The organism is Nostoc sp. ChiVER01 (assembly GCF_034531155.1).
Taxonomy (GTDB): Bacteria; Cyanobacteriota; Cyanobacteriia; order Cyanobacteriales; family Nostocaceae; genus Nostoc.
This window is the reverse complement of the sequence record NZ_JAVRBS010000033.1, coordinates 18,769-30,943: the sequence shown is the minus strand read 5'-3', so window position 1 is coordinate 30,943 and position 12,175 is coordinate 18,769. Positions and strand designations below refer to the sequence as shown.

Genomic DNA, 12,175 nt, shown 5'->3' with positions numbered 1-12,175 from the left:
CGAATTAAATTTGGCAATGCCTTGCAATGCCAATGCATCCCGATGCAATCTTAATGCGTTCGCCTGCAATGCCAATGCATCTCGATACAATGTTAATGCGTTCGTCTGCAATGCCAATGTATCCCGATACAATGTTAATGCGTCGCCCTGCAATGCCAATGTATCCGTCTGCATTAGAAACGCTACGTTTTTACCAAGCTATCCGCGCCGAGAAAGCCCCTAAATTTATTTATGGGGTTCAAAATTATTAACTTTTGACTTCCCCAAAGGGGCTACTATGCCACCCAATAAATTGGAGATAAATGAAACGACTGCGGCACAATTTGCTCAATTAGTGCTGGATTGTATCGGGCGGGAATATCCCCATAGTGGTCTGTATTGGGCTGATAGCGACGAGGATATAAAACCACCGCGTGAATTGACTCCTGCTTTTTATGGCTGTTTAGATTGGCATTCAGCCGTACATGGTCACTGGTTGCTGGTACGTCTGATGCATCACTTTCCTGAAGCCTCCTTTAATGCAGCGTCAAAGCAAGCACTTGGGCAAAGCTTAACACCTGAGAAGATTCAAGGAGAAATTGCCCATTTCCAACGAGTGCCCTTTTTTGAATTTCCTTATGGTGTGGCATGGCTTCTGCAACTGGCTGCCGAACTTCACGAGTGGAATCATCCTCAAGGGAAACAATGGCGGGTTGTATTGGAACCGCTAGAAAAGTTAATTGCAGGTAATTTACAGCGCTGGATTAACGGACTGAAACTCCCAAATCGCACAGGGATGCATGGCCAAACAGCTTTTGCACTTGGTTTGATGCTAGATTGGGCAAGGATTACCGAAAATACTGAGTTTATTCAGTTAATAGAGAACAAAGCAAAGCAATTTTATCTTAGCGATCGCAACTACTCGTTACAATTCGAGCCGCTTGGTTACGATTTTCTCTCTCCTGGCCTTGCTGAAGCAGACCTAATGCGGCGAGTCCTGCCAACAACAGCTTTCGCTGACTGGCTGACCGATTTTCTTCCCCAAATACCGATTGAGAATTCAGCAAATTGGTTACAATCACCCGGTGTAGATAATCCTAAAGATTATATGCAAGCCCATTTCTACGGTCTTAATCTCAGTCGTGCTTGGATGCTTGAGGGTATCATATCTGGATTGGCAAATAGCGATCGCCGTATCGAAACACTTCGCTCTACTGCCCTTCACCATCGTCAGCATGGATTAGTAGATATTGTAAGTGAACATTATGCAGCTAGTCACTGGGTAGGTACTTTTGCTGTTTACCTCCTAACGAATCGTGGGTTACAAAGGCAAATTGTTTAAACATTTAGCGCAAAAATCATGATTTTGTCAATGAAACTCGTGATTTTGTCAATGAAACTCGTGATTTTGTCAATGAAACTCATGATTTTGTCAATGAAAATCGTGATTTTGTCAATGAAACTCATGATTTTGTCAATGAACCTCTTGCAAAAATCCTTGAATCACCCCCAATACCGTTCGGATAAGCTCTTGAGGCAGGGGAGGCAAGGGGACAAGGTGACTTGTGAGAACTTGCAACAAGTCTTTCCCTTGTCCCCAAGTCCTCTTCCCAATCCCCAATGCCCCAATCATTAAAATATGCCAAGCAAATATGCCTTAGCTGACTGAGACTGTCACGATCATAGAGTAAAGAGTAAAAGGCAATCTATTTTGACTTTTAACTTTCTCCTTTTGTTCAACTTTCCACAAGGGTAGGTTTAATCTTGACTAAATTGAAGGTTGGTATCAATGGCTTCGGTCGAATCGGGCGACTTGTGCTTCGCGCTGGCATCGATAACCCCAACATTGAATTTATAGGTATTAACGATCTAGTACCACCAGATAACCTCGCTTACCTATTAAAGTACGACTCAACCCACGGCAGATTAAAGCATAAGGTTGAAGCCAAGGAAGATGGTATCCTCATCGACGGGCACTTCATTCCTTGCGTGTCGGTGAGGAACCCAGCAGAGTTACCTTGGGGAAAATTAGGTGCAGATTATGTGGTGGAAGCTACCGGACTCTTCACTGACCACGAAGGAGCCGCAAACCACCTGAAGGCAGGTGCAAAGCGAGTGGTAATTTCCGCTCCTACCAAAGATCCAGATCGAGTTACTACCCTGTTAATGGGTGTCAATCATCACTTGTTTGACCCCAGCAAGGATATCATTGTCTCTAATGCTAGCTGCACTACAAACTGTCTAGCTCCCATAGCTAAGGTCATCAATGACAACTTTGGGTTGACTGAAGGGTTAATGACTACAGTTCATGCCATGACCGCCACTCAACCAACTGTAGACGGCCCCAGTAAGAAAGACTGGCGGGGTGGTCGAGGTGCAAGCCAGAATATTATTCCCTCCTCCACAGGCGCAGCTAAAGCTGTAGCGTTAGTTTTACCAGAATTGAAGGGTAAGTTGACTGGTATGGCATTACGAGTTCCGACTCCTGATGTCTCTGTAGTTGATTTAACTTTCAAAACTGCCAAAGCCACCAGTTACAAAGAAATCTGTGCTGCCATGAAGGAGGCTGCCACAGGTTCGTTTGCAGGTATCCTGGGTTACACAGATGAAGAAGTAGTTTCCACAGATTTTCAAGGCGATACCCATTCTAGTATCTTCGACGCAGGTGCTGGGATTGAGTTAAACTCAAACTTCTTTAAGGTAATTGCCTGGTATGACAACGAGTGGGGCTACTCGAATCGCGTAATTGACCTGATGTTGTCTATGTCACAAAAGGAAAAACTTGCACCGACAGCTGCTGTGGTTTGATTGGTCATTAGTCATTAGTCATTAGTCATTAGTCATTAGTCGTTAGCTTTTGACTGCTGACTCTTGACTAGGGACTTTTGGGATTTGGGTCAAATGGTAAATACCGCGAAAACAAAACACAATCTAGTATCTTTATTTAGCAAACCAGTGATATGAAGCACATGTGAATTTGGATGCGAAGTCTCTTAATTACGAATTACGAATTACGAATTACGAATTGGTATAAACCATCCAAATTTGCAGGTTACTCCTCAACCCCTAATCCCTATGCGTCGAACCAAAATCATTTGTACTGTTGGCCCAGCTACATCTGCACCCGAAAAGCTGCAAGCCTTAGTAAAAGCTGGAATGAATGTGGCACGGCTGAATTTTTCCCACGGCGCTTATGAATTCCACGCCCAAACTGCTCACTATCTCAGACAAATTAGTAATGAGCAGCAAAAGCCGATCGCAATTATGCAAGACCTGTGTGGCCCGAAAATTCGTTTGGGAACTTTGCCACCGGAAGGGTTAAATTTAGAAGCTGGTACTGAAGTTACCTTTGTTTTGCAAGAAAAAGGTGAAAGTATCGACGAACTACCTTTACCATTACCGACTTTGTTCGCAATGGTGCGACCAGGCGAACCGATTTTAATTAATGATGGTCGCGTCAAGTTAATTGTTACCGATCGCGATGCCGATCGCATTCGGGCACAAGTGAAAATTGGCGGGTTAATTTCCACACACAAAGGAGTAAACCTACCACAAACTCCTTTACCTGTTAGTTCCATCACCGAAAAAGACTTGCTGGATCTGCGCTTTGGGATTCAGTTGGGTGTAGACTGGGTAGCGGTGTCTTTTGTGCGATCGCCACAAGACTTAGAACCCGCCAAACGAATGATTGAAGCTGCTGGTGCTTCCATTCGCTTAATTGCCAAAATTGAAAGAGCAGAAGCAGTAGAGAATTTTGACTCCATTCTGAATGTTGCCGACGCGATTATGATTGCCCGTGGCGATTTAGGGGTAGAAGTGCCAATTCACGAAGTCCCCCTAATTCAAAAAGATATTATTCGTCGTTGCAATCGTGCTGGCAAGCCGGTGATTACAGCCACCCAAATGCTAGAGTCGATGATTAGCGCCCCTGATCCCACCCGTGCCGAAGCCACCGATGTAGCCAACTCCATCTTAGATGGAACAGATGCAGTAATGCTTTCTGGTGAAACAGCTGTCGGGCAATATCCCATCGCCGCCGTCGAGATGATGCACAATATCGCTGTGCGGACAGAACAGGCTTTAGATGAGGGTAGCAAACATGCCTGGTGTCATGAAGCAGGCAGTCTCAGCGTTACTGAATCTGTAGCAGAATCCGTGTGTCGCATCGCTTATGAAACAGGCTCACGAGCAATTCTCTGTAACACTTCATCAGGAAGTACGGCGAGAATGGTGTCTAAATATCGCCCTACTTCTCCCATTATTGCCCTTACCTCTGACATCACCGCTTATCGCCAACTAGCCCTTTCTTGGGGTGTAGAAGCTTTGCTGATCCCACCAGTCCACAATGCTGAAGAGATGTTTACCAATGTAGTGAACACAGTTGTAGACATGGGTTTAGCCAATAAGGGCGATAAAGTAGTAATTACCTCTGGTGTTCCAATTGGTAAATCAGGAACAACTAGTTTAATTAAAGTGCATTCCATTGGACAGCCAATTTCTGCATAAGGCACTTAGAATAGGGCTGTGGCTGAAGATAGTAAGCAAAATTGGGCAATGATTAAGAAAAATTGCCAGAATCAGAATTGAAGGAAGAGTAAAAAGTGTAAAAAACTGGGGAATAAGTAAATCCTGTAACATTCATCACGGAGTATTTTATGTCTAAGAATTTACTGGAACAATTGCGACAAGTGACTGTTGTGGTCGCAGATACAGGGGATATCCAGGCAATTGAAAAGTTCAAACCCCAAGACGCTACCACCAATCCTTCGCTGATTACTGCTGCGGCGCAGATGCCAGAATATCAGGGAATTGTCGATCAAACTTTACTGCAAGCGAAGAAAGATGCTGGAGCCGGAGCCACTCAAGCACAGATAGTTTCTCTAGCTTTTGACCGTTTGGCAGTTGCCTTTGGATTAAAGATTTTGCAAATTATTCCCGGTCGCGTATCTACGGAAGTGGATGCTCGTTTGTCCTATGATACCGAAGCTACCGTCACTAAGGCACGGGAATTAATTGCTCAGTATAAAGCAGCTGGAATTGGCCGCGATCGCGTTTTAATTAAAATCGCCAGCACTTGGGAAGGTATTCGCGCTGCGGAAATTCTCGAAAAAGAAGGTATTCACTGTAACCTTACCTTGTTGTTTGGTCTTCACCAAGCGATCGCCTGTGCAGAAGCCGGCATTACTCTAATTTCTCCCTTCGTCGGTCGGATTCTCGACTGGTACAAAAAAGATACCGGACGCGATAGCTACCCAGCAGCCGAAGACCCAGGAGTTTTGTCCGTCACCAAAATCTACAACTACTACAAGAAATTCGGCTATAAAACCGAAGTTATGGGAGCTAGCTTCCGTAACATTGGTGAAATTACTGAACTTGCAGGTAGTGATTTGCTGACCATTTCGCCATCACTTTTAGCTGAATTGCAAGCAACCATTGGAGACTTGCCACGCAAACTCGACCCCGCTAAGGCAGCAAACTTGGAAATCGAAAAGATATCCATTGACAAAGCTACTTATGACAAGATGCACGCCGCAGACCGCATGGCAACCGACAAACTAGATGAGGGTATCAAAGGTTTCACCAAGGCACTAGAAGACCTTGAGAAACTTTTAGCAGACCGACTAGTTCGCCTTGAAGGAGAGGTAGTAGCAGCTCATTAGAACATAACAATAATTAGTGGTTAGTGGTTGGTGGTTCAACCACTAACCATTAGTTAGTTGCATAAATTTATTTGCCCTAAAACTCTTGTGGCAGGTCTAATGAGCGTATCTTTCCCCCTGCTCCCCTGCCCCCTGCTCCCCTGCTCCCCTGCTCCCCTGCTCCCCTGCTCCCCTGCTCCCCTGCTCCCCTGCCCCCCTGCCCCCTCTGGCTTCACTTCTAAAACCCATCATTTTTTGGCTCAATTATTCCTATGTTCATCTCAGAATAAAAATTTACGTGGTTTCACGGCAAGAAGCGAAATTATTTGGCTTAATACCTTGTGTTATTTGGTTGAGCCAGCCCACCGACTTTGTTTGCACCTGCTCAAATCCGGCAGTTTTCATCCATACATCTAAATTACCAGCAGCATACAATTTTGAATAAGGTTCTTGAAAAATTTTGATCAACCATTGGAGATGAGAGAGCCTTTTTTGATTCCCATCCAGAAGAATTAATTGTCCTCCTGGTTTAACTAAACGGAAGCATTCTTGTAAAATTAATTGAGCAATTTGAGGTGGTGTTTCGTGTAATAAAAAAGAGGCAGTTACTAAATCAATTGTAGCTGTCTCAAAACCAGTGTCCTCAGATAAACCATGTAGCCAGCGAATATTCAATTGTTGCTGCTGTGCTTTATAGTTAGCTAAAACTAGCATATAAGGGGACAAATCTAAGCCAGTGACAACCGCGCCACGAAAAGCTTGTTTTAATAGTAACGTTGTAGAACCAGTACCACAGCCTAAATCAAGAACAGTTTGTGGCTGACCCAAAATATTAGAAATTAGTTGTTGACGAGTCCAGGCTTCATGAGGTGGAGAAGCCAAAGCTGTTACAAAATCGTAAGTGATAGCAGCCACAGGATTTAAGTAACCGCCTGAAATACCATGAAAGTTTTGGCTGCTGTAATAAAGTGGGTAGTTGAAATCTGTTTTATGGAAGCAAGCACTTGACTGTGACCAATCAATAGTCTCATAAAATCTGAGTTTATCCTTGCCAATTAATAAGCTTAACAGTGATTTTAAGAAAACCTTCTTAATATGATTTGGAATTAATGACATAGCAACAAACAAAGAAATTCCAGCCAATTAGATATACTAGATTAACTTATAACCAGAACTGTCGATAGTCCTCGATATACTGCTGTATGGTCAGAGGTGAACGATTGAGTAATTGCTCTGTCTCAGGTGTGATGTTGCCGGAAAATCCTAAACGGGCGCTAGTGTAGATTGCTACCATTATAAAAATAAAGTCTATTGGCAACTTTTTGGAGCGCATTTGTCGAACAAAGTTTATCACAGAGGGATTATAGCGTACCCGTTTACCTAAAACTGATGTGAAGATGTCTGCAACTTCGTAATAGGTTAAGGCTTCTGCACCCGTAAGGGGATATGCTCTCCCCTCATGCCCATCTTCAATTAAAGTACGAACTGCAACGGCAGCAATATCCCGCACATCAATGAAACTTGTTTTACCATTACCAGCCGGAAGAAGCAATTCACCACGAATTTTGATGTCTTCTTTGTGTATGGTATTAAGATTTTGCATAAAAAAGCTGGGGCGTAAAAAGGTAGCTTTAATACCTAATTGATTGATATAGCGTTCAATTTGGGAGTGTGGCAGAAAACGGTTGTGTTCGGCTCCAAGTATTGAAAGAAACACGATATGCTCAACGCCTGTGAGTTTTGCAGCGTTTAGGGTTGGGACAATTTGAAGAGGAATATTAGCAAGGGCAGGCGGACGCACTAAAAAAAGTTTATTAAGGGACTTCCAACTAAAAAAATATACAATCGCTTTGGTGAGCAGGGGAAGCAGGGGAAGCAGGGGAAGCAGGGGAGGAAGAATCTAACAATCATCTTCGCTCAGAAAATTGAATAATTTAATTTCTGGAAACGAACACACAATTGTAATTGTCTTTTTCGTGCAAATCCCTCAAAGCGTGGGCGCTTTGAGGGATTTTGGGTATTAATATTTGGTATTGGGTTTTTTGACTGTTAGGTTAAATTATTTGCTTTTTCAACTGCTGACTTTAACTCTTCAAAGGTAATACTACCGTCTTCGTCTGAATCATAATTTACTATTAATTCCTGGGGAGTACTGATATTTGTTTCTGATGAAATGACTGTACTTAAGCCAGGACTTAAAAAAAGATCATTAAGGGAGATTTTGCCGTCTTGATCGGTATCTAATTTATTAAAAAGAGATTGAAGCTCTTGCTCGGTTGCCATAAGTTTCTATCTGAAGAACCATTTTCAACTTAATATCTCATTATTTCAGAGATTAATCTCTCAAAATTAAATAAACTTGTTTCAATTGACGTAGAAACGGCTATCGCTAGGGCTTAGATTGAGTGTACTCTGTGGGTTATAGAGTTTACAGTCTAACGATGAAAATAAATCGACATGGACGCGCCTTCTTTCTAACGTAGTTAGACAGGGCAAACGCATCTAAAAGTATAAGAATCTTTTAATAGCAAGGGTTTTGGCGTTTTTTAATTTAGCCTATTTTTTCGTCAAGATCCTTATCCAGTAGGGGTTTCAGAAATGCCGTGCGATCGCCCTGAATCTGGAGGACTGCAAACTGAGATTCGTTCCATTGCTACTTGCACGCGGATTTCTCTTAAGTGGGGGCTTGACATTCTTCAAGAGTGCATTTAACCTAGTAGTTAATTAACCATTAGGTTAAATAAATATGTCTAACGAACAACTGAGCTTTACCTTTGCTGCCCTAGCCGATCCTACACGGCGTGCAATTCTGGCTCACCTTGCCAAGGGTGAGGCATCGGTGAGTGAGTTAGCAAAGCCTTTTAAGATGAGTCTTCCTGCAATCTCCAAACATATAAAGGTACTAGAGCGTGCCGGACTGATTGTGCGGGGTCGCGAAGCTCAATGGCGACCATGCCAGATTCAAGCACAGCCGCTCAGGGAGGCGGCGGATTGGATTGAGCAATATCGTCAATTGTGGGAACAGAGGCTTGAGAGGCTTGATGATTACCTGCACGAATTACAAACTCAGGAGAAACAAAATGAGCAACATTGAGGATGACACTGATGCTCAATCTCAACGTGAGATCGCGATCGTCCGCATCTTGAAAGCGCCGCGCGAAGTTGTGTTCCAGGCATGGACTGATCCAAAACACATAGCGCAGTGGTGGGGGCCCAAAGGTTTCACAACCCGTGTGATTGAGATGGATGTGCGTCCAGGCGGGAAATGGCGCTACGTGATGACTGGCCCAGACGGCAAGGAGTACCCGGCCAAAGGTGTTTTTCGTGAAATCGTACCCTTTGAGAGGATTGTTACCACTGATGAATTTGATGAAGGCTTTGAAAAAGTCGTAAATGCTGATTTACCAAAGGGAATGGTTGTAACAGCCATTTTCGAGGATTTAGATAGCAATACCAAACTCACGCTCCAAATTATGCATGAGTCTATTGAGGATCGGCGTAAGCATGAACAGATGGGTGTGATCGAAGGGTGGAACTCCACTTTTGACTGCCTAGATGAGTTTTTGGCGAAAGCTTGAGTCTCTCTTACTAGTAGTCTGTCAAGGAAACTTTGCGTTGTGGTCAGCAGAGGAGCGGAGGGGCAGAGGGGCAGGGGGGAAAGACTTACTGCAATTGTTCTCCCCTGCTCCCTTGCTTACCTCCACGTAGCAATTTTGGGTTGGTACACTACTAGGGATGAGGTTTGTATGTTTATCTTCATCAAGCCGAGAAAAAGTTGATGCCTTTGAAAGGCGATCGCCACATGTAGAGACGCGATTGATCGCGTCCTCAAAATATTTAATGTCAAGGTGAGCTAAAAAAGCCCACCTCAATTTAGATTAGACCAACAAAGCCTGCTCCTCTTTAGAAATCATTCTTCCTTCATCCTCAAAACCGACGATTTGATCAAAGTTCAAATACCGATATAAATCATCTGCAAAAGGATGAATTCGACTCGCCACAATATCTAAGTATTCCTGCACTGTCGGAAGCCGTCCCAGCAGCGCACAAACTGCGGCTAATTCTGCTGAACCAAGATACACTCGCGCATCTTTACCCATGCGATTATTAAAGTTGCGGGTAGAGGTAGAAAACACTGTTGTGCCATCAGCAACTCGCGCCTGATTACCCATGCACAAACTGCATCCTGGCATTTCTGTTCTAGCACCCGCAGCCCCAAAAACGCTGTATACACCTTCTTCTTTTAATTGGTGTTCATCCATGCGGGTTGGTGGTGCTATCCACAAGCGAGTTTTCACTTCACCAGCGCCTTCCAAAACTTTCGCTGTTGCCCGATAATGACCGATATTTGTCATGCAAGAACCGACGAACACCTCTTGCACTGGATCGTTAGCAACTTCCGATAATAATTTAACATTATCGGGGTCATTGGGAGCAGCAACAATTGGTTCTTTGATTTCGTTTAAATCAATTTCAATTATTTCAGCATACTCTGCATTGGCATCGCCTTCTAATAACACCGGATTTGCTAACCATTCTTCCATTTTTGCCACACGGCGCAGCATGGTACGCGCATCTTGATAGCCCCGTGCTATCATATTTTTCAACAACGCTATGTTAGAACGCAGATATTCAGAAATTGTCTCTACACTCAGCTTAATTGTGCATCCGGCACAAGAACGTTCGGCACTAGCATCGGTGAGTTCAAAGGCTTGTTCAACTTTTAAATCTGGCAAACCTTCTATTTCTAGAATTCGCCCAGAGAAGACGTTTTTCTTGTTCTGCTTCTCTACTGTCAGCAAACCTTTTTGAATTGCTACGTAGGGAATGGCATTCACGACATCGCGCAGGGTGATACCTGGTTGCAATTCACCTTTAAATCTTACCAAAACTGATTCTGGCATATCTAAAGGCATCACACCCAAGGCGGCTGCAAAAGCCACTAATCCAGAACCGGCGGGGAAGGAAATACCCAAGGGGAAGCGGGTGTGAGAGTCGCCGCCAGTTCCCACGGTGTCGGGTAGTAGCATCCGGTTTAACCAAGAGTGGATAATACCATCACCGGGACGGAGGGCGACACCGCCACGAGAAGCAAAGAAATCGGGGAGTTCGTGATGGGTTTGGATGTCTACTGGTTTGGGATAAGCTGCTGTGTGGCAGAAACTTTGGATCACTAAGTCTGCACTGAAACCAAGACAAGCGAGTTCTTTCAATTCGTCGCGGGTCATGGGGCCTGTGGTATCTTGAGAACCAACGGTGGTGATGATGGGTTCGCAGGATGTGCCGGGACGCACACCAGGTAATCCGCAAGCTTTACCTACCATTTTCTGTGCTAGGCTGTAGCTTTTGCCTGTATCAAAGGCTTGTTGAGGACGGATAAAGACTGTGCTGTGTTCTAAACCTAGTGCAAGACGGGTTTTATCGGTGAGGGTACGTCCAATAAGTAAGGGGATGCGTCCACCTGCGCGGACTTCATCAAGGATGGTGTCAGGTTTAAGGGCAAAGGTGGAAATAACTTCGCCTGTTTCGTTGGTGATTTCGCCTTTGTAAGGATGGATGGTAATTACCATGCCAGTTTCGAGTTTGGTGACATCGCACTGAATAGGCAAAGCACCGGCATCTTCTGCTGTGTTAAAGAAGATTGGCGCGATCGCACCACCTAAAACATAACCCCCTGCGCGTTTGTTTGGCACAAAAGGTATATCATTTCCCAAATGCCACAATACTGAGTTGATGGCAGATTTCCGCGAGGAACCTGTACCAACTACATCTCCCACGTAAGCTACAGGATGCCCTTTTTTCTTCAGTTCGGCAATGGTTTGTAAGCTTCCCGGTTGCCGTGACTCTAACATTACTAAGGCGTGTAAGGGAATATCTGGACGAGTTGTGGCGCTTTGGGCGGGGGATAAATCGTCGGTGTTGGTTTCGCCAGGAACTTTAAAAACAGTGACAGTAATCGCTTCTGGAACTGTGGGGCGACTGGTAAACCATTCAGCTTCCGCCCAAGAGTCAACCACCCGCTTGGCGAAAGGATTGGTTTTAGACAATTCTAAAACATCGTGGTAAGCGTCATACACCAAAAGGATTTTGCTTAAAGCGTTGGCGGCGTAAGCGGCGATGGGTTCCTTTCCTTGTCCACCCATTACTAAAGGTGTTTCAGATGAGTCTGAGACGGATACGGTGGGCCATTGCAGCAAATCGATTAAAGCTTGCACATTGTAACCACCTACCATTGTGCCCAGCAATTGCACTGCTTCTATGCGCGAAACCAAAGGGCTGGTGATTTCCTTTTTGGCGATCGCGGTGAGAAATCCAGCTTTGACATAAGCTGCTGGATCAACACCAGGAGAAACGCGATCGCGCAATAAATGTAATAATATCTCCTCTTGACCCTTTGGCGGATTTTTCAGTAATTCACATAATTCTGAGGTTTGCTTCGCATCCAATGGTAAAGGGGGAATACCGAGTGCTGCTCTTTCGGCAACGTGTTTACGATATTGTTCTAGCATTTTTATATTCTCCATTGGGATGTTCTATCTTTAATTATGAAATTTTTG

General features: G+C 44.3%; 11 protein-coding genes. 7 read left to right on the top strand and 4 right to left on the bottom strand.

Translation table 11 applies throughout. The features are described 5' to 3' along the window. The first annotated feature begins 32 nt into the window (after positions 1–32). The 5 genes from RMY00_RS30335 (at position 33) to RMY00_RS30315 (ending at position 5,639) form a co-directional block, all read left to right on the top strand. Positions 33–251, top strand: a complete 219-nt coding sequence (locus RMY00_RS30335; RefSeq protein WP_322651073.1) for a hypothetical protein — start codon at positions 33–35, stop codon at positions 249–251. 26 nt (positions 252–277) lie between these two features. Beyond that, positions 278–1,321: a DUF2891 domain-containing protein gene (locus RMY00_RS30330; RefSeq protein WP_322651072.1), complete on the top strand. Its 1,044-nt coding sequence runs from the start codon at positions 278–280 to the stop codon at positions 1,319–1,321. Between the two features lie 422 nt (positions 1,322–1,743). Next, positions 1,744–2,787, top strand: a complete 1,044-nt coding sequence (gene gap / locus RMY00_RS30325) for a type I glyceraldehyde-3-phosphate dehydrogenase (RefSeq protein WP_322651071.1) — start codon at positions 1,744–1,746, stop codon at positions 2,785–2,787. Positions 2,788–3,054: 267 nt separating this feature from the next. Then, entirely contained in the window at positions 3,055–4,485 is a 1,431-nt protein-coding gene (gene pyk / locus RMY00_RS30320; RefSeq protein ID WP_322651070.1) for a pyruvate kinase, read from the top strand. Positions 4,486–4,634: 149 nt separating this feature from the next. After that, positions 4,635–5,639: a transaldolase gene (locus RMY00_RS30315; RefSeq protein WP_322651069.1), complete on the top strand. Its 1,005-nt coding sequence runs from the start codon at positions 4,635–4,637 to the stop codon at positions 5,637–5,639. Positions 5,640–5,912: 273 nt separating this feature from the next. Here the strand turns inward: RMY00_RS30315 and RMY00_RS30310 are convergent, their stop codons facing one another. From RMY00_RS30310 to RMY00_RS30300, 3 genes are all read right to left on the bottom strand, one after another. Further along, positions 5,913–6,734: a class I SAM-dependent methyltransferase gene (locus RMY00_RS30310; protein ID WP_322651068.1), complete on the bottom strand. Its 822-nt coding sequence runs from the start codon at positions 6,732–6,734 to the stop codon at positions 5,913–5,915. 46 nt (positions 6,735–6,780) lie between these two features. Further along, positions 6,781–7,419 (bottom strand): NmrA family NAD(P)-binding protein, encoded by a 639-nt coding sequence (locus RMY00_RS30305; protein WP_322651067.1) that lies wholly within the window; start codon positions 7,417–7,419, stop codon positions 6,781–6,783. 248 nt (positions 7,420–7,667) lie between these two features. Further along, positions 7,668–7,901 (bottom strand): EF-hand domain-containing protein, encoded by a 234-nt coding sequence (locus tag RMY00_RS30300; RefSeq protein WP_322651066.1) that lies wholly within the window; start codon positions 7,899–7,901, stop codon positions 7,668–7,670. A gap of 463 nt (positions 7,902–8,364) precedes the next feature. Here RMY00_RS30300 and RMY00_RS30295 point away from each other — a divergent pair, with 463 nt between their 5' ends. Together RMY00_RS30295 and RMY00_RS30290 are read left to right on the top strand one after the other, a co-directional pair. Beyond that, positions 8,365–8,712: a metalloregulator ArsR/SmtB family transcription factor gene (locus RMY00_RS30295; protein WP_322651065.1), complete on the top strand. Its 348-nt coding sequence runs from the start codon at positions 8,365–8,367 to the stop codon at positions 8,710–8,712. Next, a complete protein-coding gene (locus RMY00_RS30290; RefSeq protein ID WP_322651064.1) occupies positions 8,699–9,196 on the top strand; it encodes an SRPBCC domain-containing protein in 498 nt (165 codons plus the stop codon). The genes RMY00_RS30295 and RMY00_RS30290 overlap by 14 nt, the downstream gene beginning before the upstream one ends. A 300-nt stretch (positions 9,197–9,496) precedes the next feature. Here the strand turns inward: RMY00_RS30290 and acnB are convergent, their stop codons facing one another. Further along, positions 9,497–12,127: a bifunctional aconitate hydratase 2/2-methylisocitrate dehydratase gene (acnB, locus tag RMY00_RS30285; RefSeq protein ID WP_322651063.1), complete on the bottom strand. Its 2,631-nt coding sequence runs from the start codon at positions 12,125–12,127 to the stop codon at positions 9,497–9,499. Positions 12,128–12,175 lie beyond the last annotated feature (48 nt).